The organism is Bacillus sp. YBsi01 (genome assembly GCF_038406745.1).
In the GTDB taxonomy this organism is placed as follows: domain Bacteria; phylum Bacillota; class Bacilli; order Bacillales; family Bacillaceae; genus Bacillus; species Bacillus siamensis.
The window spans coordinates 2,873,074-2,896,410 of sequence record NZ_CP151679.1; the positions used below are offsets into that span (position 1 = coordinate 2,873,074).

20 protein-coding genes, 1 pseudogene and 1 riboswitch are annotated in these 23,337 nt (G+C 45.1%); of the genes and pseudogenes, 9 read left to right on the forward strand and 12 right to left on the reverse strand.

The features are described from left to right. Positions 1-113: 113 nt before the first annotated feature. Positions 114-1,271: a TetR family transcriptional regulator gene (locus tag AADZ70_RS14405; RefSeq protein WP_342007247.1), complete on the reverse strand. Its 1,158-nt coding sequence runs from the start codon at positions 1,269-1,271 to the stop codon at positions 114-116. A 141-nt stretch (positions 1,272-1,412) separates the two neighbouring features. Here AADZ70_RS14405 and AADZ70_RS14410 point away from each other — a divergent pair, with 141 nt between their 5' ends. Then, a complete protein-coding gene (locus tag AADZ70_RS14410; protein ID WP_188154240.1) occupies positions 1,413-2,750 on the forward strand; it encodes an aldehyde dehydrogenase family protein in 1,338 nt (445 codons plus the stop codon). Positions 2,751-2,787: 37 nt separating this feature from the next. On the opposite strand, the gene AADZ70_RS14415 is transcribed toward AADZ70_RS14410, so the two are convergent. Next, positions 2,788-4,008: a PQQ-binding-like beta-propeller repeat protein gene (locus AADZ70_RS14415; protein WP_188154527.1), complete on the reverse strand. Its 1,221-nt coding sequence runs from the start codon at positions 4,006-4,008 to the stop codon at positions 2,788-2,790. A gap of 130 nt (positions 4,009-4,138) precedes the next feature. Then, a complete protein-coding gene (locus AADZ70_RS14420; RefSeq protein WP_016937405.1) occupies positions 4,139-4,561 on the reverse strand; it encodes a DUF5391 family protein in 423 nt (140 codons plus the stop codon). Positions 4,562-4,703: 142 nt separating this feature from the next. Between AADZ70_RS14420 and AADZ70_RS14425 the strand changes: the two genes are divergently transcribed. The 3 genes from AADZ70_RS14425 to AADZ70_RS14435 all read left to right on the forward strand — a co-directional run bounded on the left by AADZ70_RS14425 (position 4,704) and on the right by AADZ70_RS14435 (position 6,785). Next, positions 4,704-5,015: a helix-turn-helix transcriptional regulator gene (locus tag AADZ70_RS14425; RefSeq protein WP_015240918.1), complete on the forward strand. Its 312-nt coding sequence runs from the start codon at positions 4,704-4,706 to the stop codon at positions 5,013-5,015. A gap of 78 nt (positions 5,016-5,093) precedes the next feature. After that, positions 5,094-6,260, forward strand: a complete 1,167-nt coding sequence (locus AADZ70_RS14430) for an MFS transporter (RefSeq protein ID WP_016937404.1) — start codon at positions 5,094-5,096, stop codon at positions 6,258-6,260. A gap of 69 nt (positions 6,261-6,329) precedes the next feature. Then, positions 6,330-6,785, forward strand: a complete 456-nt coding sequence (locus AADZ70_RS14435) for an RDD family protein (RefSeq protein ID WP_188154239.1) — start codon at positions 6,330-6,332, stop codon at positions 6,783-6,785. 36 nt (positions 6,786-6,821) lie between these two features. Here AADZ70_RS14435 and AADZ70_RS14440 read toward each other — a convergent pair whose 3' ends face one another. Beyond that, entirely contained in the window at positions 6,822-7,508 is a 687-nt protein-coding gene (locus tag AADZ70_RS14440; protein ID WP_016937402.1) for a VOC family protein, read from the reverse strand. Between the two features lie 299 nt (positions 7,509-7,807). Here AADZ70_RS14440 and ahpC point away from each other — a divergent pair, with 299 nt between their 5' ends. Next, complete coding sequence (gene ahpC, locus AADZ70_RS14445) at positions 7,808-8,371, forward strand: alkyl hydroperoxide reductase subunit C (RefSeq protein ID WP_004393188.1); 564 nt, start codon at positions 7,808-7,810, stop codon at positions 8,369-8,371. A gap of 13 nt (positions 8,372-8,384) precedes the next feature. Continuing rightward, complete coding sequence (gene ahpF, locus AADZ70_RS14450; RefSeq protein ID WP_342007248.1) at positions 8,385-9,914, forward strand: alkyl hydroperoxide reductase subunit F; 1,530 nt, start codon at positions 8,385-8,387, stop codon at positions 9,912-9,914. 476 nt (positions 9,915-10,390) lie between these two features. Here the strand turns inward: ahpF and AADZ70_RS14455 are convergent, their stop codons facing one another. Next, a complete protein-coding gene (locus AADZ70_RS14455) occupies positions 10,391-11,734 on the reverse strand; it encodes an amino acid permease (RefSeq protein ID WP_342007249.1) in 1,344 nt (447 codons plus the stop codon). A gap of 144 nt (positions 11,735-11,878) precedes the next feature. Then, positions 11,879-11,959: riboswitch (glycine riboswitch) on the reverse strand. Between the two features lie 292 nt (positions 11,960-12,251). On the opposite strand from AADZ70_RS14455, the gene fbp reads away from it, so the two are divergent. Continuing rightward, a complete protein-coding gene (gene fbp, locus AADZ70_RS14460) occupies positions 12,252-14,177 on the forward strand; it encodes a fructose-1,6-bisphosphatase (protein WP_342007250.1) in 1,926 nt (641 codons plus the stop codon). Positions 14,178-14,237: 60 nt separating this feature from the next. Here the strand turns inward: fbp and AADZ70_RS14465 are convergent, their stop codons facing one another. The 6 genes from AADZ70_RS14465 to AADZ70_RS14490 all read right to left on the reverse strand — a co-directional run bounded on the left by AADZ70_RS14465 (position 14,238) and on the right by AADZ70_RS14490 (position 20,568). After that, a complete protein-coding gene (locus AADZ70_RS14465; RefSeq protein WP_016937398.1) occupies positions 14,238-14,702 on the reverse strand; it encodes a (2Fe-2S)-binding protein in 465 nt (154 codons plus the stop codon). Next, complete coding sequence (locus AADZ70_RS14470; protein ID WP_342007251.1) at positions 14,695-15,537, reverse strand: FAD binding domain-containing protein; 843 nt, start codon at positions 15,535-15,537, stop codon at positions 14,695-14,697. Before AADZ70_RS14470 ends, AADZ70_RS14465 begins: the two co-directional genes overlap by 8 nt. Then, positions 15,524-17,854 carry a xanthine dehydrogenase family protein molybdopterin-binding subunit gene (locus AADZ70_RS14475; protein ID WP_342007252.1) on the reverse strand — a complete coding sequence of 777 codons (2,331 nt, stop codon included), beginning with the start codon at positions 17,852-17,854 and terminating at the stop codon, positions 15,524-15,526. Before AADZ70_RS14475 ends, AADZ70_RS14470 begins: the two co-directional genes overlap by 14 nt. Positions 17,855-17,859: 5 nt before the next feature. Next, the gene (locus tag AADZ70_RS14480) at positions 17,860-18,480 is read right to left on the reverse strand and encodes an NTP transferase domain-containing protein (RefSeq protein WP_342007253.1); all 621 of its coding nucleotides are present in this window, start codon (positions 18,478-18,480) and stop codon (positions 17,860-17,862) included. Next, positions 18,477-19,490: an XdhC/CoxI family protein gene (locus AADZ70_RS14485; RefSeq protein ID WP_264819426.1), complete on the reverse strand. Its 1,014-nt coding sequence runs from the start codon at positions 19,488-19,490 to the stop codon at positions 18,477-18,479. Before AADZ70_RS14485 ends, AADZ70_RS14480 begins: the two co-directional genes overlap by 4 nt. A 61-nt stretch (positions 19,491-19,551) precedes the next feature. Beyond that, positions 19,552-20,568, reverse strand: a complete 1,017-nt coding sequence (locus AADZ70_RS14490; RefSeq protein WP_327814935.1) for an FUSC family protein — start codon at positions 20,566-20,568, stop codon at positions 19,552-19,554. Positions 20,569-20,912: 344 nt separating this feature from the next. On the opposite strand from AADZ70_RS14490, the gene AADZ70_RS14495 reads away from it, so the two are divergent. Then, complete coding sequence (locus AADZ70_RS14495; protein WP_342007254.1) at positions 20,913-21,371, forward strand: hypothetical protein; 459 nt, start codon at positions 20,913-20,915, stop codon at positions 21,369-21,371. A 141-nt stretch (positions 21,372-21,512) separates the two neighbouring features. On the opposite strand, the pseudogene radC reads toward AADZ70_RS14495, so the two are convergent. Further along, positions 21,513-21,961: pseudogene (gene radC / locus AADZ70_RS14500) on the reverse strand (DNA repair protein RadC). A 183-nt stretch (positions 21,962-22,144) separates the two neighbouring features. Between radC and AADZ70_RS14505 the strand changes: the two are divergent. Then, complete coding sequence (locus tag AADZ70_RS14505) at positions 22,145-23,296, forward strand: BstXI family restriction endonuclease (protein ID WP_342007255.1); 1,152 nt, start codon at positions 22,145-22,147, stop codon at positions 23,294-23,296. The last annotated feature ends 41 nt before the right edge of the window (positions 23,297-23,337 follow it).

Consider the following 23,337-nt stretch of genomic DNA (forward strand, 5'->3'; position numbering starts at 1 on the left):
GCAGCAGAATTTCTTTTTTTATAAGGGATAACGCCGGACACTTCATATCGGCACTTCTCAAAGAAAACAGAAAAAAAGAACTCCGCCTGTTTTGGAGTTCTTTTTCATCATCTTCACAGCAAAATCACCCGATACTTCTTCACATCCAAAAACTGCAGAAACTCCCGGGCCAGCATGTCCGGCGCGTGGTCTTGTCCTTCATGGAGGCGATATTGAATCAGACCGACGAGCATGGATGCGACATAGTATGCATAGAGCTTTTTGCCCGCCTGAATGTGCAAAGGCTGATGAAGATAAAACGATTGCAGCGCTCTGAACATTTCCGGGATGACGTCAGGCACTCCGGAACCCTCTCTCAGAAAATGGACGAGCGGCATGCCTTCCGACAGTGCGGAAAAGAGCCGGACGAGCGCAGTTTCCGCTTCTTCCATGGAGCAGTCAGCAGGATCTCCCTTTACCGTCAATAATCCGATCAGCTCCCGGCATGATTGATGGATGATCGTTTTCAGCAACGCTTCTTTGTTGGCGTAATGGTCATAAAAAGTGGCACGGCGCAGGTTGCTTTCACGGGCAATATCGGAAATCGTAATCGCCGCATAATCCTTTTTTTCTGCTGCTAAGCCGATCATAGCCTCTTGCAAGGCCTGCCTCGTCCGTGTCACCCGCCGGTCGGCGGGCTTTTTTTCTTCTTGTTCCGGCACCCGGCGGCCGAACAGCCAGTAAAACCGTTTTTGAGAAATCAAATCCCACACCTGCCCGCTGATCGCTTCCGGTGATGCCCCGGGCTCCTCATTCAGCCAGTACAACACAATGGCATACGTATATAAAGAGCGGTAATGAATGTACATATCCTGTTCGGTCGGTGAGAAATTTGCATTCACCGGTGACAAAAGCACATCATGCCGGAATACATCTTTAAAAAAAGCATGAAAGTGAAAATACGGCATTTTTTGACGATCCATCATCGTTTGGAAAAACGCCCGATGCCGGTCAACAAAAGACAGGGTCGGATGCACTTTTTGCCAGCCGCCATTTAAATGAAGCACATCTTTATGCTTCAGCGAATCATACAGCGCTTCACTCAGCCCGTCCTTCATTTCTTCCGTTATATCTTCTAAAATTGCATATTTATCCTCGTAATAAAGGTACAGTGTCCCCCGGCTCACGTGCGCCCGTTCGGCGATATCCTTCATGGTCACACGGCGGATATCCCGCTCCCCAAGCATAACCAAGAGCGCTTGTTTGATGTCAGTTGTCACAGAATCCGGCATAAGAGACACTCCTTTCATTAGACAGATCACCGCAATTTGTACGGTAACGTATAGATGCGTTTACGCTGTCTTTGCCGCAAAATCACATCACACTATAATAGGCCCTGAAGAAATAAAAAAGCAACCAGAGGAGGAAGACCGATGGATCAGCATATAAAAGCAGACATCAAACGCGTCTTTGAGCTTCAGAAAAAAAATCAAAAAACACTGCGTGCTTCAACAGCCGAGCAGCGCAAAGAAAAGCTTCAGCGCTTTTTAGATGCCGTCACCGCTCATGAAGAAGAAATCATCGAGGCGATCAGACGGGACGTCCGCAAGCCTTATCATGAGGTGAAAAGAGCGGAAACGCAGGGAACGATCAAGGCGATTAAAGATAATATGAACAATCTCGACACCTGGATGGCGCCGAAACGCGTCGGCTCATCCGTCAGCCCGGACGCTGACGGCGTATTAATGTACGAGCCAAAAGGCGTCACCTTAATTCTCGGCCCATGGAATTATCCGTTTATGCTGACGATGGCTCCGCTTGCCGCCGCCATTGCGGCCGGCAACAGCGCGATTGTGAAGCTGTCTGATTTTACGATGGAGACGAGCCATATTGCCGCGACAGTCATTCGTGAAGCATTTCATGAAAAAGAAGTCGCCATTTTTGAAGGTGAGGTTGATGTCGCGACAGAACTGCTCGATCAGCCGTTTGACCACATTTTCTTCACCGGCAGCACGAATGTCGGCAAAATCGTCATGACAGCAGCGGCGAAGCACTTGTCGTCCGTCACGCTTGAGCTTGGCGGAAAAAGCCCGACGATCATTGACAGCGACTATGATTTAATGGACGCAGCGAAAAAAATCGCCGTCGGCAAATTTGTCAATGCGGGACAAACATGTATCGCTCCTGACTATCTCCTTATGAAGGAAGATGTACAGGACACCTTTACAGATCTCCTGCAAACCATTGTCAATGCAGGTTTTATGGAGGATGATCATACGGTTGACCGCAATAAATTCACGCAGATTGTCAATGAGCGCAACTTTAACCGTGTCAAAGCTCTATATGATGATGCCATTGAAAAAGGGGCGAAAACGGCCTTCGGCGGCGTATTCGATGCGTATGACCGCACGATTTCTCCGACCGTGCTGACAAACGTCACGCCTGATATGAAGATCATGCAGGAGGAGATTTTCGCACCGATTCTGCCGATTATGAATTACGAAGATATCAGTGAAGCCGTTGATTACATCACTGACCGGGACAAGCCGCTTGCCTTATATGTATTCAGCCGTAATCAGGAGCTGATCGATTATGTCCTGCAGCACACGACGTCCGGCAACGCTTCTATCAATGATGTCGTCGTTCATTTCACTGACGTTAACCTTCCGTTCGGCGGCGTTAATACGAGCGGAATCGGTTCATATCACGGTGTGTACGGCTTTAAAGAATTTTCTCATGAAAAAGGCGTTTTTATTCAAGCCTCTAAATAAAAAAAGAATCCGCGCAGATGACGCGGATTCTTTTTTATTATTTTTTTGCCCCGAATGCGAGCAGTTTCGTATAAGTGCCGACGTAAAGCGTGCCGTCTTCAGCCAGAACCGGGGAGGAAATGACATTGCTGTCTGTTTGATAGCGCCATTTTTCATTACCGTCAGCGTCAACCGCATAGACGTTTTTATCGTCAGAGCCGAAGTACACATTGCCGTCTGCATCAATCAGCGGCGCCGTTCTCACAGGCCCGTCCGTATAGAAAGACCAGTTCATATTACCGGTTTTGCTGATGGAAAACAGCTCGCCGCTTCCCGAACCAATATACACATTGCCGTTATGGTCAATCGCTAATGAAGAGCTGGAGAAACCGTTTAACGGGAACGTCCATTTTACAGCGCCCGTTGATGTATAGGCGTATAAGCTGCCGTCCTGGTTTCCAGCGTAAACGGTGCCGTCTCTGTCAATAACCGGATAACCTTTAAACCCGTTGGACGTCGTTTTTGACCATTTCACTTGGCCCGTTCCGGAATTGATCGCGTAAAAGATATTATTGTACGTTGCCGTATACAGCGTGCCGTTTGATGCTAACACGGGAGCGGAGCCGACCACGCCGTTTGTTTTAAATTTCCACTTTTGCGTCCATGTCGAAGGCGACGTCGGTTTAATCGCATAGATATAGTTATCCAGCGTCGACACATACAGCGTGCCGTCAGAGCCGATAGCCGCATCGGAACTCGGCGCTGCGCTCAGCGGAACCGATGTTAAAATATTTCCGGTTTCTTTGTCGATGAAATACAGTTTTTTATCGTGAGAAGGAAGATAAATGACACCGTTTGTTCCGAGCACCGGAGTCAGCGTATAAGTTGTCCCGAGGTTTTCCGTCACCCATTTCACAGAACCGTCCGGATGATATGCCGTCAGCTTCCCGTCTTTTGATTGAATAAATACGGTGCCGTCTCCGTCAACCGCGGCTCCCGCACCGTTTTGAGGGTTGGCCGGGACATTCTTTTCCCATTTTAACGATCCGTCGGCAGTGCTTGTGAACCGGCTTTCCCTTGACCAGTTGAACATCGTCGGAGACATGGCCTGCGCGTCATACCGTCCCGTCAAGAAACCGGATGCCGCATGATTTTGTTTAAATACCGTTTCCGCAGCTTGAGCAGCCGCCGGATGCAGCCATTTTGCCCCCGGCAGATCAGAAACCGCTCCCACAGATAAAGCCGCAGCAACCGCAGCGCCGGCTGCCAATGTTTTCATTCGAAGTGAAGCTGTCTTTTTTTTCAATGTAAGTTCCTCCCGTTTCTATTAAAAACTGCTATACCGCTATAATCATACCATAATCATCCTATGAAATATTTGTATTTTCGGTAGATTTATAGAACAAATGTCACATAGACTGCTGCTGATGTTTCGGAGAGGAACGAAACGCGGCAATGTACCACACCACATTGACGATAAAAGCCGCGCCTGACCAAACGAGAAGACCGTAATAAAGAGACAGCTCCTGCCCTAAGGAAATGGCGGTCAATAACGCCACCAACAAGACAGCCGCGCAAATGATAAGCCCGATTCCGCAAAAAACGGCCATGATGATTTTCATGCCACGAACACCGAGAACATACATAATGAGCGGGACCGCATATATAACAAGGATCTGACCGACGGCGGCCCACATGCCCGCGGAGTTAAAACGATTCGCGTTCGGCCCCGTTTCTGCAAGCGGAGAAAGCGAGACGATGACCGGCAACAGACAAAACATCAGAGCGGACAGCAAGGTCACCGTGACCGTACCTTTTTTCTTTTGATTCATGTGAATATCCTCCTGACAAATACCCGGATTTTTTACCGGTAATCTGATAATATGTTATATTTTAACACGATATTTACTTAATTTGAGAATGTTTTACCAAAAACGAATTTACAAATCCAGAAAAATAGATATAATAAACGTTATGGAACCGATATTGATTCATAAAGCGCTATCTAACAAAACACGAAGTGATATTATGACATGGCTTAAACACCCGGAGGACCATTTTGATGAAAGGCCTTATCTTGAGCAGGGCCTCAGTTTCCGCACCGGAATTTGCGTCGGTGATATTCAGGCAAAGTCGGGGCTTGCGCAGTCCGTCATCTCCAGCTACCTGCTGACGATGCAAAAAGCCGGCCTGCTGGAATCTGAACGAATCGGAAAGTGGACCTATTACAGAAGGAATGAAAAACAAATTAAAGCCTTCGCTGACTATGTTCAGCACCAGCTATAACCATGAAAGGAGGGCTTTTTTTGTTCTAACATATCTATTTTTCTGTATATGTAGTTATAAAAGGAGGCATACATAACAATGAAAAAAAGCAGTTCCATCTTCATTCTATTTTTGGCACTAGGGGTTTTCGGGATTATCACGACCGAGATGGGCATTATCGGCGTTCTTCCGCAAGTGGCGGACAGATTTCAAATGGCCGCTTCAAAAGCGGGGTGGCTTGTCAGTATTTTCGCATTCATCGTCGCTGTGTCGGGACCGTTTTTGACCTTGCTTGCCTCAGGTATAAACCGGAAATACATTCTGCTTTTGGCGGTGCTGATGTTTGCCGTTTCTAATGCAGTCTACGCGTATACGGCGCATTTCAGTGTCATGCTTGCGTTTCGGATCATTCCGGCTTTATGCCACCCCGTGTTCTTTTCTGTAGCGCTTGCGGCCGCGGCCCGCCTTGTTCCCGCCGGCCAATCCGGAAAAGCCGTAACGAAAGTCTTTTCAGGCATCACCGCCGGCTTTGCGTTCGGCGTCCCTTTCACATCCTATCTGGCTGAGCGTCTCTCCCTTGAATCAGCCTTCCTATTCGGCGCGATCGTCAGTCTCATCGCGTTCATGGGCATTCTTCTCTTTTTGCCATCCATGCCGGTCACAGAAAAAATGTCTTTCAGAAGCCAGCTCGGCATCCTTCGCAAACCGGCCTTGTGGCTTAATATCGCTGCCGTTACCTGTCTCTTTGCGGCCATGTTTTCTGTCTACAGCTATTTTGCGGAGTACCTCGGACGGGTGTCCAATATGAACGGCACATGGGTCAGCTTCATGCTGATGAGCTTCGGGGTGATTATGATAGCCGGGAATTTCGTCTTCGGCGCTTTGTTATACAAAAATATGAAAAAGACCGTCATCCTGTTTCCGCTTCTTTATACAGCCGCCTACTTGCTCATATATGGGTTTGGGACGTCTTTCGCACCGATGGCCGTCCTTGTCTTCGTATGGGGCGCCGTTCATTCCGGCGGTCTCATTGTGAGTCAGACATGGCTTACTGCTGAAGCAAAGGAGGCCCCCGAATTCGGCAACAGCCTGTTTGTCTCCTTTTCCAACCTCGGCATCACCATCGGAACGGCGGCGGGCGGCTGGTTTATTTCACATTTGGGAATCCATCAGCTGATGTGGTGCGGCATCATGTTTGCCCTTCTGGCTTTCGGGCTGATCATGGGACGCTTAGCATGGGGAAAGAGGCCGCTCGCAGAAGCTTAAGCTCCGTTGCAAAATCCGGCATGATTACGTATAATATGGCAGATTAAAGCAAGGGAGAGAAAAAGATACATGGAAAGACCGGCAGGATTTTGGATTCGGTTTCTGGCGTATGTCATTGATCAGATCATTATAGGAATTCCGATTTTTATCATTCAATTTGCAGTCAGTTTTTTATTTGCGGCAGGCGTTGCGGCGGCTGACCCCTTCATGACCGAAAATCAGTTTAACATCTCTTTTCTGGTGTTCGGCGTCATCCCGATTCTTGTGAGCTCTTTTGTGATCAGCATCTTATATTTCAGCCTGCTCACAGCCTCAAAGATGCAGGGGACACTGGGAAAAGCATTGCTCGGCCTTAAGGTCGTCAATGAAGATGGCGGACGCGTTTCCATCGGCCAGGCCTTCGGACGCGCTTTCGCTTATATCATATCTAAGGTCATTCTTTATATCGGTTTCATTATGGGTGCCTTCGGAGAGAAAAAAGCGCTGCACGACATCATGTGCAGCACCCGGGTTGTTTATAAATAATGTCCTTAAGTCCGGGCCTTTTGAGCCCGGGCTTTTTTATGACGGCTGCGCCGGCTTGATGTCAATGCCGCCTTTTCCGTCAGCCTCAATGCGGATCGTCCCGTTCACAATGACAGACAGCGGATGAAACTCCGCATGCTGATCAGAAAAAATCCAGCGGCGCCCGTTCCGCCCTAAAAGCAAAAACGCCCCATCATTGTAATCACCCATAAAATGAAACCCGTTCTCCTTAAGAGGCGCGCCGTCTCTCACCGGTATACCGAAACGCTGCAGCTCCTTCCCGGTCGATACCACCTCGGCAGCCGTCAGATTCACCTCGCCGATATTCAGGACGGACTCAATCGAAAAACGTTCCGCGCTTGCCGGCGATGTGTCTCTCGCGATGAATTCCGCCAGATTGTTGGACGGATCTTTGAAATAAAAGGAACGCGCATGTATATGAGAGAAATACACCTCATCCTCCCCATCTTCCGTTTGAAAAACGACTTTATCCTTTATCCACGCCTTCGCCTCATCAAAACGATTATTCGGAATGTTAAACGCGAAATGATACGCCGGATGAGATTGAGAATCGGCGCGCCTGAATTCCAATTCACTTTCTCCCGCCTTGATTGTAAACGAATCATCGGACTCACCCGCTAAAGAAAAACCCAACACCCCTACGTAGAAGTCTTTCGTCTCCTCTAAAGCACAACTGTACAAAGTAATGTTATTTATTTGCATGATCATACCCCCTTTGGTTTATACTGCCATATAGAGGGGTTGAATCCCACTATTTCGTTTCACCAATTGAGAATCCCCCTTCCGCCCGGCGCTGAACATGATAAACAGCGCCAAACCGCTTATACCAAGCGATTTTTAACGTCTAAAGCAAAAAAAGCAGAAAATAATACCTCATATAGCTTGACAAAAAATAAATGTTATTTAATAATCTATATATAATTAGAATTATTATTGAAAGATAAAGTGAATGCTTTGTCTTTTTAATATATTTTAAAATCACATTTCAGGAGGAAGATATTATGTCTTTAATCGGAAAAGAAGTACTGCCATTCGAAGCAAAAGCTTTCAAAAACGGTGAATTCATCGATGTAACAAACGAAGATTTGAAAGGTCAATGGAGCGTTTTCTGCTTCTACCCAGCAGATTTCTCTTTCGTTTGCCCGACTGAACTTGAAGATCTTCAAGGACAATACGCTGCACTGAAAGAATTAGGTGTTGAAGTATACTCTGTTTCTACAGATACTCACTTCGTACACAAAGGCTGGCATGACAGCTCTGAAAAAATCGGCAAAATCACTTACGCAATGATCGGTGACCCATCTCAAACGATCTCCCGCAACTTCGACGTTCTTGACGAAGAAACTGGTCTTGCTGACCGCGGAACATTCATCATCGATCCTGATGGCGTCATCCAAACAGTTGAAATCAATGCTGGCGGTATCGGCCGTGACGCAAGCAACCTTGTAAACAAAGTAAAAGCAGCTCAATACGTTCGTCAAAACCCAGGTGAAGTCTGCCCGGCTAAATGGGAAGAAGGCGGCGAAACACTTACACCTAGCCTTGATTTGGTAGGTAAAATCTAAGGAGTGCATTCAATTGGTACTTGATGCAAATATCAAAGCACAATTAAATCAATACATGCAGCTAATTGAGAACGACATTGTTCTCAAAGTAAGCGCCGGTGATGATGACACTTCTAAGGACATGCTGGCTCTCGTTGACGAACTGGCTTCCATGTCATCTAAAATTTCAGTTGAAAAAACTGAATTGAACAGAACACCGAGCTTCAGTGTTAATCGTACCGGAGAAGACACAGGCGTTACATTCGCCGGTGTTCCTCTCGGCCACGAATTTACATCATTAGTGCTGGCATTGCTTCAAGTCAGCGGCAGAGCGCCTAAGGCTGATCAAAAGGTCATTGACCAGATTAAGAACATCAGCGGAGAATACCGTTTTGAGTCTTATATCAGCCTGACGTGCCACAACTGCCCTGATGTCGTCCAAGCATTAAACATGATGAGCGTGCTCAACCCGAATATCACTCATACAATGATTGACGGCGCGGCATTCAAAGAAGAAGTAGAAAGCAAAAACATTATGGCTGTTCCGACTGTTTTCTTAAACGGTGAATCTTTCGGAAGCGGCCGTATGACCATCGAAGAGATTCTCGCGAAAATGGGCAGCGGCGCAGATGCGTCTGAGTTTGCCGACAAAGAGCCGTTTGACGTTCTTGTTGTCGGCGGCGGACCTGCCGGCGCAAGCGCGGCGATCTACACGGCGCGTAAAGGCATCCGCACTGGTGTCGTCGCTGAACGCTTCGGCGGCCAGGTACTCGACACCATGAGCATCGAAAACTTCATCAGCATCAAAGCGACTGAAGGACCGAAGCTCGCTGCAAGCCTTGAAGAGCACGTGAAAGATTATGATATTGACGTCATGAACCTTCAGCGCGCGAAACGCCTTGAGAAAAAAGACCTCTTCGAACTTGAACTTGAAAACGGCGCTGTACTGAAAAGTAAAACAGTGATCCTGTCAACAGGTGCCCGCTGGCGCAATGTCAACGTACCTGGTGAGCAAGAGTTCAAGAACAAAGGTGTTGCATACTGCCCACACTGTGACGGACCATTATTTGAAGGCAAAGACGTAGCCGTTATCGGCGGCGGAAACTCCGGAATCGAAGCGGCGATTGACCTTGCAGGTATCGTCAATCACGTGACTGTGCTGGAGTTCGCGCCTGAACTGAAAGCAGACGAAGTCCTGCAAAAACGTCTTTACAGCCTGCCAAACGTCACTGTGCACAAAAATGCACAAACGAAAGAAATCACAGGCGACCAAAACGTAAACGGCATTACGTTCGTTGACCGTGAAACAGGCGAAGAAAAACACGTTGAACTTCAAGGTGTATTCGTCCAAATCGGTCTCGTGCCTAATACAGAATGGTTAGACGAAACTGTCGAACGCAACCGCATCGGCGAAATCATCGTCGATAAGAGCGGCGCGACAAGCGTTCCCGGCCTATTCGCCGCAGGGGACTGCACAGACGGCCCGTACAACCAAATCATTATCTCAATGGGATCAGGTGCAACTGCCGCTTTAGGCGCATTTGATTATTTGATCCGGAATTAATATAAAAAAGCCGCCATATGAATGGCGGCTTTTTATGTTATCAGTTAGGGTTTGCCCCGCCAATACATGCTTTTCCTCATCGTTTTGCAGCTGTTCCCACTTTTTCGCCTGCTTTCTATATCATTTGAATTTTAAGGGTAATGTTAACATTACCCTTGTTAAAATATCAATATATTTCCATTTATATCTATTGCTTTTTTCCTTTAATTAGAAAGGGGGTATTTGAATTGCAAAGAAAGTCTTTTACTGACTCATCCATTTTCTTTTTTTAATTTGTATTTTGGGAGGCATACTTTTTCTATTAACAAAATGATTCGAGTCTTTTTTAGTTGTTGACTCTCTAATCTATTTTTACATAAGGCTTGCTCGCTATTAAGGCCCTCTATATGCCTGGTTAACGAAAGAAAAAGACAGCGTACCGCTTGCAGTATGCTGTCTTTTTCTTGAAACTCTGATGACCATTTCATTCATAACCTTTATGTCTTTCTCCCTCTCGCCCGATAGATAAGAAACAGTCCAATAAACCATAGCGGCGTCAGCAGCAAAGCCGGGCGCGTCGCATCCGCAAACAGCATAATCACCAGAATGGCGGCAAACAGCGCCAGCACGGCGTAATTGATAAACGGCGCGAACGGCGCCTTGAAAGACGAGCTTGCGTGTAAGTCCGGACGGGTTTTCCTGTATCTGATATGACAGACAAGGATCACGCCCCACACCCAAATGAAACAAATTGCGCTGATGGTGGTCACGATGCCAAACGCTTCTTCCGGTATCAATTTGCTTAAAAGAGCGCCCGCTGACAGCACAATGACCGATACCCATAATGCGCTGCTCGGCACATGGTTTTTATTCAGCTTCGCGAAACTTGCCGGCGCCTGTTTCGTTTTGCTTAAGTTATACAAAATCCGGCTTGTAGAAAACATCCCGCTGTTACAAGCAGAAGCGGCCGACGTTAATACGACAAAATTAATGATCCCCGCGGCCACCGGAATGCCGACTAAGCTGAAGGTTTTCACAAAAGGACTTTCCGCCGCATTCAGCTGCGTCCAAGGGTTAATACATAAAAGAATGATCAATGCCCCCACGTAGAAAAATAAAATACGCAAGGGGATTTTGTTGATAGCGGACGGAATGTTTTTTTTCGGATTTGATGTCTCCGCTGCCGACACACCCACTAATTCCACACCGACATAAGCGAAGATCACCATCTGGAACGACAGCAAAAAGCCTGAAAACCCGTTTGGAAACAAGCCGCCGTGCTCCCACAGATTCGCCGCTGAAACCGTTCCGGTATGCGTTTTGAACCCAATCACCAGCAAAACTACACCGATGACAATTAACGCAAGAATCGTGATCACCTTAATTAAGGCGAACCAAAACTCCAATTCTCCAAAAATCTTGACCGTTAACAGATTAAGCCCTAATAAAATGAGCAAACAGATAAGTGCAGGAACCCACTGCGGAATGTCAAACCAATATTTCACATATACACCGACGGCGATCACATCCGCCATAGCCGTCATAATCCAGCAAAACCAATAAGTCCAGCCGGTGACAAACGCCGCACGCGGCCCTAAATACGCCTCGGCAATATCCGTTAATGATTGGTACCCCGCTTTAGATAACAGCAGTTCTCCCAGCGCCCTCATGACGAAAAAAAGCGCAATACCTACAATAAAATACGCAAAGATGATAGAAGGACCCGCCAGCTGAATCGCCTTACCAGACCCTAAAAACAATCCGGTGCCGATCGTGCCGCCAATGGCGATCAGCTGCACGTGCCGATTCGACAAGTCCCTCTTTAGCTCTCGCTGTTCCACACCTGACTCCTCCTTACTTTTTGATGAACGACGAGAAAATAAAGCCAATAAAAAAAGAGATTGGATGCCCTCCAATCTCATGGTCATAAGAATATCAAATTATATTTGCGCCGCTGACAATCAACAGCATGCCAAATACATATTCGGTACTCTTCTGTCCTTTTGCCTGAGATTGTGAACCCTTCGGCGCCGCGGAAAACCCGCGGTCTCTCCAGAAGCCGCTCCTGCTGTAGTGCGACCCACAGCAATCATAGCCTGCTACGTATTAAGTTTCCGATAGAAATAACTATCAGCTAACTTTTTATTTTAATGGAAGTTTAATCATTTGTCAATAGGGTGATGAGCTGTCTGCGGAAGGTATATGTTGATGCCTTAAGCGCCGTATTTTCTGTTTTGTTTGTCTCAAAAAGGACTTATGAGGTACTATCATATAAGGTCTAATGATGTAAACATTATGTCATACTTTAAATTCACCTTATCATGCAATCGCTCGTAAATAAAAAGGGGATGGACGAGATTGGAAACCAAATATTTAGATCTGCTCGCACAAAAATACGATTGTGAAGAAAAAGTGGTCACAGAGATCATTAATCTGAAAGCGATACTGAACCTGCCGAAAGGAACCGAGCATTTCGTCAGTGATCTGCACGGAGAGTATCAGGCATTCCAGCACGTGCTGCGGAACGGTTCAGGAAGAGTAAAAGAGAAGATCCGCGATATTTTCAGCGGCGTCATTTACGATAGAGAAATTGATGAACTGGCAGCTTTGGTTTATTATCCGGAGGACAAACTGAAGCTGATCAAACATGACTTTGATACGAAAGCGGCATTAAACGAGTGGTATAAAGAAACGATTCATCGGATGATTAAGCTCGTTTCATATTGTTCTTCCAAGTACACCCGCTCCAAATTGCGCAAAGCGCTGCCTGCCCAATTTGCTTATATTTCCGAAGAGCTGCTGTACAAAACAGAACAAGCCGCCAACAAAGAACAATATTACTCCGAAATCATAGAACAGATCATCGCGCTTGGCCAAGCTGATAAGCTGATCACCGGTCTTGCCTACAGCACGCAGCGATTGGTGGTCGACCATCTGCATGTGGTCGGCGATATTTACGACCGCGGACCGCAGCCGGATAAAATCATGGAAGAACTGATCAACTATCATTCAGTGGATATTCAATGGGGGAATCACGATGTTCTCTGGATAGGCGCCTATGCCGGTTCCAAAGTATGTCTGGCCAATATTATCCGTATCTGTGCCCGCTATGACAACCTGGACATTATTGAAGACGTCTACGGCATCAATCTGAGACCGCTATTGAACCTTGCCGAAAAATATTATGATGATAACCCGGCTTTCCGCCCGAAAGCAACCGAAAACAGACCGGAAGATGAGATTAAGCAAATCACAAAAATCCATCAGGCGATCGCGATGATTCAATTCAAGCTTGAGAGCCCGATTATTAAGAGACGGCCGAATTTTAATATGGAAGAACGGCTGTTACTGGAAAAGATTGATTATGACCGCAATGAAATCACGCTGAACGGAAAAACATATCAACTGGAAAACACCTGCTTTGCGACGGTGAATCCCAAACAGCCCGATCAGCTATTAGAAGAAGAAGCAGAAGTCATGGACAAGCTGCTGTTCTCTGTCCAGAATTCCGAAAAGCTGGGCCGCCATATGAATTTTATGATGAAAAAAGGCAGCCTGTATTTAAAATATAACGGCAACCTGTTGATTCACGGCTGTATTCCTGTTGACGAAAACGGCAATATGGAAACGATGATGATAGAGGATAAAGCCTATGCGGGCCGTGAGCTGCTAGATGTTTTTGAACGGTTCTTACGGGAAGCGTTTGCTCATCCGGAAGAAACCGATGACCTGGCGACAGACATGGTCTGGTACTTATGGACAGGCGAGTATTCCTCCCTCTTCGGAAAACGCGCCATGACCACCTTTGAGCGGTATTTCATCAAAGAGAAGGAAACGCATAAAGAAAAGAAAAACCCGTATTACTATTTGCGTGAAGATGAGGCAGCCTGCCGAAACATCCTGAAGGAATTCGGGCTCAACCCGGATCATGGCCATATCATCAACGGCCATACACCGGTAAAAGAAATCGAAGGAGAAGATCCGATCAAGGCAAACGGAAAAATGATCGTCATCGACGGCGGCTTCTCCAAAGCCTACCAATCCACAACAGGCATCGCCGGCTACACGCTCTTATACAACTCCTACGGCATGCAGCTCGTCGCCCATAAACACTTTAACTCCAAGGCCGAAGTGCTGAGCACAGGAACCGACGTCTTAACGGTGAAACGATTAGTTGACAAAGAGCTGGAGCGGAAGAAAGTGAAAGAAACGAATGTCGGTGAAGAACTGATGAAAGAAGTCGCGATTTTGGAGAAACTGCGGGAGTATCGGTATATGAATTGAGGAATATGGAGTTCAGGGACGATTCTCTGGGCTCTTTTTTATGATTCTCCGTAACAACGGCTAATGATCCCCTTTCCCTGTATGTAAAACTGATTTAACCGCTTCTTCAATCTCCTTATAACCCGTACATCTGCAAATATTGGACTCCAGCCAGTTTTTAATCGTTTCATCACTTGCATTCGGCTCAGTATTCACTAAAGCATGACAATTCATGAGAAAACCAGGTGTGCAATATCCGCATTGAAACGCAAATTTTTCAATAAAAGCCTTTTGAATCGGTGTATTGATCAGTCCTTCAATTGTCGTAATGTCCTTTCCTTCCCCTTCTGCCGCAAGCATTAAGCAAGATTTCATCGGTATCCCGTCCGTTAATACCGTACAGGCGCCGCAATCCCCATTTAAACAGCCCGGCTTTGAACCAGTTAATCCGAGACGAAGACGGAGAGCAAATAACAAAGTATCGGCCGGTCTGACCGTAATCTGTCTTTCTTCGCCATTTACTTTCAACGTAATAGGATCAGACATGGGAACCTCCTTCTAATTCTTGTAAGGCATCTAAGATTGTATGCTGCAAGACAAATATCCGATATTCACTTGAGCCTTCTGCATCATCAAGTACGGGTTTAGGTACATACTGTAAAGACCTGCGCACTCTATCTTCTGCTGTGCCGCTTTTATCGTTAAGCACAGCCTCCATTTCAGCAGAACGAAAAGGAAATGGACATACGCCGCTGAAGGCCATTCTGATCTCATCATCTTTTTTCAGCGCACAGACTGTCACCAATGGATAGCCGACATTCCACTGCTGTCTTCTTTTGATACTGACAAACGGCAAGTCAACATACGCTCGATCGACAACGATATGAAATAAAAAATCTCCTTTTCGCAACTGTATTTCCTTGTTAAATACTTTATTTATGGGACGGTAATGAATCCCCGCTCTCCCTGCAATCCCTAGCAAACTATCAGAAATCAGCAGCGGCAGCACGGCCTCACGGTAATAGATGCCCCCGCAAATGTTTCCGCCCAGGCTGATTTTATTTCGAGATGTCCGATCCGCAATTTCACTTACTGTTTTACTTAATAGCGGAAATGGATTTTCTTCCTCCAGTTTCGTTAATGACACGCCCGCTCCGATCACCAGATCATGTTCATAAAAACGGATGGCGTGAAATCCCGGAAGTGCGTTCATATCTATCACTGCATCCGTATAGACGATATTCAGCCTTCCTAACGTGGTAATTTCCGTGCCGCCGGAAAAATACATTGGTGTTTTCTTTTCAGCCGCAAGCGAGTGAAACAGACGGGTTGTTTCTTGTATGGTCTTCGGCTTAAAATAGTCGAAATCAAACGGTATCATCTTTCCACCCCATTTGCGTCCTCCATAATTGTTCGGGAATGAGAGGAAGTTGATTCAATTGGACTCCTAAAGCGGCGGAAAGGCAATTTCCCAATGCTGCAGGCATCCCCAGCAGTCCGTGTTCCCCGCCGCCGCGCGCTCCATAAGGCGCAATCACATGCGGGGTTTCAACAAATTCAATGATATATTCAGGCTGCTCTCCATAGTGAAGGGGTCTGTATGTTCTGAGTTGAGGATTTAATACTCTGCCATACGGATCAAATACAAAGGTTTCTCTTCCTCCAAATGCGATTCCCATACTCATCCCTCCCATCACTTGACCCCTTGCAGCTTTTTCATTCAGTACAGTTCCTATATCTACAACAGAATAGGCTTTTGTGATCCGATACGTATAATCCCGCTTATCCAACTCAACTTCAATTCCCTGAGCACCTACAGCCCATTCGGGTCCCGGCTTTCCTCTTCCCGTTTCCCTGTCTAAATTCGTCATCCGGGTTAATGTGTAATGGCCGCTTGCAATGATTTGGCCGCCGATGGTATTTCCATTTGGAAACGTATATCCGTAAGCAATGTCTTTTATGTCAACATGTACAGCAGGATGATCTATAAAATAAACTTTTCCGTCTGCCACTTCCAATTCCTCGACAGGAACCCGCAACACGCATGATGCCACTTCCTTAAGCTTTCGAATGGCTTCTTCCGCTGCATTCAGTACGGCTCTTCCGGCCATTAACGTCCCTCTGCTCCCCACGGTTTTCCAATGCTCGGGCGTTGTTTGGGTATCTACAAGCATTTTCACGTGAATTTTGCTTATATCCATTTTCATTCGTTCCGCCAAGATTTGGGCTAACACTGTTTTTGTCCCTGTTCCAATTTCCACTACCCCTGACATCAAATTAATGCTTCCATCGGGATTGAAGGTTAAAATCACCCCGGACGTTGCATTTGTATCAAATGTTGAGGTTTTCCAAATACAGCTGATCCCCTTCGCCCGTATCTTCCGGCCGTCGATTTCAATTCTCTGTCCCTCGGACCAATTCATTAATTCCTTCAATCTCTCAATGCATTTCGGCACATTTCCGACCGTGCTTGAATTGAGACAAACTTGAGTAGGTGTAGTATCACCGGGACGAATGGCATTTTTATAGCGGAGTTCTAACGGGTCCATGTTCAGCTTTTCCGCCAATACATCCATCGTCCGCTCAAAGGCAAATAACACTTCAGCATGGCTGTAGCCCCTGAATGCACTTGGATATGGATGATTCGTATACATACAATATGAATCACACGATATATGATCGATAGCGTACGGACCCGTACAATCAACCACCGCAGCCCGGCTGATGTCCACTCCTTTATCAGAGTATGCTCCGCCATCAAATAAAAGCTGAATGTCTGCCGCCTTTAAAATTCCATCCTTTGTGGCCCCTAATTTGACAATGGCATCCAATCCTATGTGACCAGGAGATGTGATCATATCCTCTTCTCTCGTATTAAATAATTTGACGGGCCGGCCTCCGACTGCTTTTGATGCCAAATAGGCAATGACCTCTAACTGAACGGCTGCTTTTCCCCCGTACGCCCCTCCTACTAAAGGAGTTTTGACGATAACCTTTCCGGGTTCAATTCCAAAGTACCACTCCATTAATTTTTTAATGGCAAAAGGAGCTTGAGAGGATGTAGTAATGATAATCTCCTCATCAGCCCGAATTTCAACAATCGAGCACCTTGTCTCCATAGCTGCGTGATCAGAAGGGTTAAAGGAAATTTGGAATTCTGCTGTCACATCACTTTCCTTAAACCCGTCTTCAATATTTCCTTTTCTGATTTTATCCAGGTTCGCGATATTTGTCTTCGGAACCGGGAATACACCTGCCTTCTTCTCATAGCGGTCAACATGTTCATGGACGAGGGGAGCATCCTTTTGAAAAGCCTCACGGGGGGAATTGACGACGGGAAGAGGTTTATAGGACACTTTAATGGCATCCGCGGCCTTTTTAGCTATGATTGGATTTTCCGCCACAACTACAGCAACCGGCTCCCCGTGGTACCTGACCCTTTTATAAGCAATCGGCGGCCTGTCTTTAATTTCTTCACCTGCAAGCGGAAAAGGTTCATCGCCCAATATCGCTTTCACTCCGGGAATCTTCCAAGCTTCTGAAAAATCAATAGACACAATATCGGCATGAGCATATGGGCTGATCAGCATTTTTGCGTGTAATGTGCCTGTTTCATGTAAATCATCAGTATATTTCGCCTTACCCGTCACTTTTTCAAGAGCCTCTTTCCGAATGACACTTTTCCCGATATACTCCAACTCATTCACTCCCCGAATTTATTCAGCAGGAAAGTATAATCTTCAACCGTGTCTACGTCATAAAAAAGCAAAGGGTCTTGAAAGCTGATCATTTTTCCCGTCTTGATCATACTTTCACGGATCACGTGCCGGGCGCCCTGATCTCCCTTTAACTGATGCAAGACTTGAAAACATTGATTTGAGAACAAAATGGGGGGCATAGGAAGACACTGATTTTCAGCGGCGATAAATGAATAGCGGCGCTCCTTTTGATAGGAATCAATTAACGTATTGATAATATCTGCGGTGACAAACGGCTGATCTGCAAGGAGAATGATAACGGCGTCAGCCTCGTACGCTGCCGCTTTTTTCAAACCGCATTGTATAGAATGGCCTTGGCCCTTACCCGCTTGCTCACATTCTGCCTGACTCCACTTATTTGAGATGGGATTTAAAAAGAAAAAATCCGAAAGCCAATGCAGTGAATCTCCCTTTCTCGTTACAACGAAGATATGATCTAATTCAGATAACAGGGCATGTTTAAGCGCCATACTTCCGAGGGAGACTCCATTGAGAAATAAACGGCGCTTATCCGTCCCCATGCGTCTGCTTGTACCGGCTGCCAGGTAAATGCCTGCTGTTTTCATAAGCGAGCCCTTTGTTTTCGCATTTCTTTTATCATCTCGCCAACAATGCTTACAGCAATCTCCTCAGGCCCTTGTGCTCCGATGGAAAGCCCAATAGGGGAATGAATATCCTCTGGAATCTCTGCTCCGCCTAATAGCCGCTCGGTCCGCCTTCTGGGGCCTAATACACCTTTATAAAACACATTCTTATTTTTTAATGTATGTAAAATGATCTGATCTTTTTGAAAGCTGTGCGTCATAATAACAACAAAATCCCTTTTGGTCATGCTCAAGCCTTCGATGACTTCTTCCGGTGCTCCTATTATCAAATGGTTGGCTTCGGGAAAATGGCCGTGATGACATAAAGCGGGACGCCAGTCAATCACCGTCACATGAAAGCCCGCACGAGCCGCCAACGAAACGAGCGGCCTTGCATCTTCTCCTGCTCCGAAGACGTATAGACAAGGTTTTGGAACCATCTGATGGATAAAAAATAAATCAGATGTTTGTTCATCCCTTTTGATTCCCTTTTCTGTCAGTCTCAGTTTTTGAATACAGCCTTGTTCCATATCCCCGGTTCCAAACACTCTGCCGTCCTCAGCTATATACAGATCTTCCTTCGGCTCTAACGTTTCAGTGAATCGTTTCATTCGGGTCACAGACTTTTTTTCATCTAAGCATGTCTTGACTGTCATCAGATTTCGTTCCAATTCCCCTTTTACAGGCTCAAGCAACACCGTCAAAACACCATTACAGCCAACGCCCTGCCCCCAGTATAAATCGTCCTCCGCGCTCATATCAAAGCGGACAATCAACGGCTCTCCCGCAGCCCACACCTGCTCTGACCTTTCAGCAAGATCTTCCTCCAGACAACCGGCGGATAACATTCCGACTCTTGTTTTGTCCCCTAAAATTAACATGGAGGCCCCTTCCTTCTTATAAGCGGACCCCTCTGTTTTAATGATGGTAGCCAGTACCTTAGCTTTCGCAGAAGCCGCGATGACATCCAAAATCCGGTGTATATCATCCATTTGATTTCCCCCGCTTTTACCTGATCATCTGTATATCCATATTCTTTTTTTCCAGAGAACATTACAAACTCTTCAGCAATTTCTTCGTTTCTAAAAAAAAAGAGTCTTTATAGACCTTATGACCGGGTAGCGGGTGTGACTGCATGCCGGAACGGAGAGATTCCAATAACACGTTCTGTTCCTTCTGTTTCCAATTGTCTGTTTCACCGAGCTGTACTCCTTTAAAACCCGCAAAAAATTCACTTAACACTTGTAAATCATTGCCCAGCTCCTTTTTGTCACTCGTAGATAAAGCTCCTTCCCTTTCCCATTCTTTTAACGTTTTCACGACATTGGATAAATACTCATATCCAGCATTCATCTTTTGCATCTCTGTTTGATATCTTGCAAGAATGATTTTATGTTTTTTTCTGATGGGGTTGAATTTCAAGCTCTCAGAGGCTGTTTGCAGCATCTCTTTTGCTGTATGCAGCTCCTGCAAAAGGTTGTTCATTCTATCTTCCATGAGCGTCCCTTTTCCTTGTCCCCACTCTGATTGCACCCATTGGGAAACGTCTGAAAGTGTGTCAGAAAGCTGATGAGCCAATGTTTGAAAAGAGTCCGCTGCCCTTTTTGTATAGTCCGGCGGGAAAAGGAACATATGAACCAGAATCGCGATGACGACGCCGATCACCGTATCGATGATCCGATCCATTGCATAATCTTTAGAGTGTCGTTCAAACGTAAATACCAATAAAATGGTGAGGGCTACCTGATGCAGAACCGTTTCATCTATTCGTAACCACTTTGCAACGTACGTCCCGCCTAATAGTAACAGCCCCAGCATCCAGCCATTCATTTGTAAGTAACTGACAAGATAAGAGGTTAACATGATTCCGATGACCGTTCCCGCAATCCGATGAAAAGAAAATCGAACCGACTGATCTATGGTCGATTGCAAACATAATATAACGGATAGAGGCGCCAAATACGGATGTTTAGAACCTGCCAGTTTCGCCGCTTCCCAAGAAACCGCAGAGGCAATCGCCATCTTCCAAACCAAGGATGTTTTATTTTGATTTTTTTTACTTTTCTTCATCATACGCCCCCTCCTTTCAGAAACCTTTTCCACTAGGTTTCCGTGACGGAAAGGGATTTATACTGATATATGGAAAATGCGAAAAGAAGCTGTGATTCAGAGGGGGATTCTTGAATGACGGCTTCTTTTTTGGGTTGGGGAAAGAGTAGTAAAAGCTGAGTTCTACTCCTTGATAACTTCGCATCAGATATGAACCCTGCTCTCCTATGACTTTCGAAGGGAAACATACAAACCTTGTTGGTTAATGTGATGACATTGGGTGAATTTTTTATCATTTTATATGGTAAGGGTTTAAGAAGCAGAATGCCTTTGTTAGTATGGCAACCAAAGGAGGAGGATCAATTATGCAAAGCAAAATGAAGCTAACCGCAGTGAAACTGGCAGCCTTGGTATTCCTAGCAGGTGCCTTTGCCCTCCCGGTTTTACCCCATTCTGCGGCTGCCGCAGAATCACAAGCTACATACAAAGTTGAAAACCTCAACGACAGTGAGCTGAAGATGACGTTCAATCATGCAGATGTTCATATTGACGCTAAAGGCAATGCAACCCTAAAAGACAACATAACGGGCGAGGAGCAGGCTCTTCCGAAAAGCTCTGCTGACAAAAATGGTGACCCCGTTACACTGAAATACGAAAAAATCAAAAATGGCGTTTTAGTTAAAGTCGTGAACAAAGACTCTGGAAAAACGAGCGGTTCAATCAGCATTAGATGCTACACAAACCAACCACTCATGTTCTCCTTTATTGTAGACACAAGACTGAACCAATACCATTTCAGGAGAAATACTAAGCAATTCTTCTGACACAAGATTTTCATCAAGTTCCTCTTCATACAGAAGAACTGACTCCTCTCCCACTTGTTCCTCATCAACATCGATTCCAAATTGTAAAGAAATGAAGATAGCGAAATGTTCGGCGTTATAGTAACACATTGACCTTTCCCCTTATATATATCCTTTTTCTTTCAAGGATGTGTATTTTCCCTCTCCAATAATGAGATGGTCCAACAACTCAATACCCATCAGCTTACCTGCTTCAGCAAGACGTTTTGTAACATCCACGTCTTCTCTTGATGGAGTGGTTTCACCAGAAGGGTAATTATGAGCTACCATGATGCTTGCTGCAGATGACAAGATGGCTGATTTCATAACTTCGCGAGGACTAACGATGCTGGCATTTAAACTCCCAATATGGCAGGCATTTATGGATACAGGTTGGTTCTTGGTGTCTAAGGTTACAACAATAAAGTGCTCACGGTCTTTATCTTTTAAGAATTCCTTTAGTAATTCATACGCATCCTGTGGAGACCGAATAGTTCTTTTCTTGTAAAGTACGCTAGTTTCTTAACTAATTTAACTGATACAATATTGACCCTTTTGGCTGATTTATTCATTTTTCAAATTCCCTCTAGTAGTATATTCAAAATTGTAATTCAGCTTAATAATATATATTTACACCCCCAAAAACAGAATAATTAGAATACTCCATACACAAGGTGGATATTTTATTCTACTAAGTTACAAATAATTACTGTATAATCGTTAGGAGATAAATATAAACAGGGGGTAAGGAGACTATGACTATTCGATTATGCGGAAGTGATGGTTGTCGACTTGAATATGGACATACTGGTAAGCATAATAAATTTCCTGAAAAGGTATGGACAGATTTATTTAGAAGCAAAGATACTGATAAAGTAAATAAGGCAGGATACGCAACCCCTAGAGGTGGAGATAAGGGTGCATACCAAAATCACGTTTACAGGAATAATAAGGTGATTATACCCTTCGAGAGATTGGGAAATGTTGATTTAAATAATTATAAAGATGGTTATGTAATAAGATTATTTCCCAACCAGTACTTTGAAAGTTCGGGTGTAGTAAAGCCAGAGTTTTTACATCCTGATGCATTTGTTAAAGTTGGAGTAAATGCATTTTTGCTATATCGAACTCATGCTTCTTTCAGAGAATTACCTCCATTAAGGAGCTGGGAAGTAAGGCACTTAGAAAAAAATGGACAAACGGTAACACGAAGAGGAAAAGATGTTAACGATGTGGGGCATTATGTCTTACGACTATCTTCAATTAGCACTGATAGAGAAAGAAAAGAAGGGCCACCACAAGGAATTTTCGCTCCAGAATATGCTGATGCTGAAACAAACTACCTTTCTAAAGCTTTCTTAGCCTGGTTAATAATAAAAACACATAACAGTCCATATGATGGAAGTGACTTTGAACATCTTGAAACAATACTAAATAACCATAACTTAATTAATATTTCACATTTGGAAGGTAAGTCAATATTAAATAATTCTATTACGAGCTGTCCTTTATGCGAAAAAACAATAATGTATGAACAGTTACATGAGATGGTCTCTTTTGACGGAGCTTCAGGACTAGCTAATTCACAACAACAGGTTGCAGGTGCAACAAGGTCAACTTCAGTAAACTTGTTTCATATGGTTCCATTAGTATATGAAACACTTGAACACAAACCAGAGCAAGTAGCTTGGGGTCATGCTATATGTAATACTAGATTAGGACAAAGAGAATGCCTCCCTCTTAGTGAATTAAAAGAAGAAGGTACACCCATTGGATATATCCATGAAGACTCTGGTGCAGAAGGATTTGGTTGGATTAGTAACGATGAGCAATTTATTCGTACAGAGAATGGTGATGTATGGATAAAAATTACTGATACTGAATTTGATTTAGACTCTGAAGATTAAAGTAAAAAGCGGACTAGTTTCTAGTTCGCTTTTTACTTTAT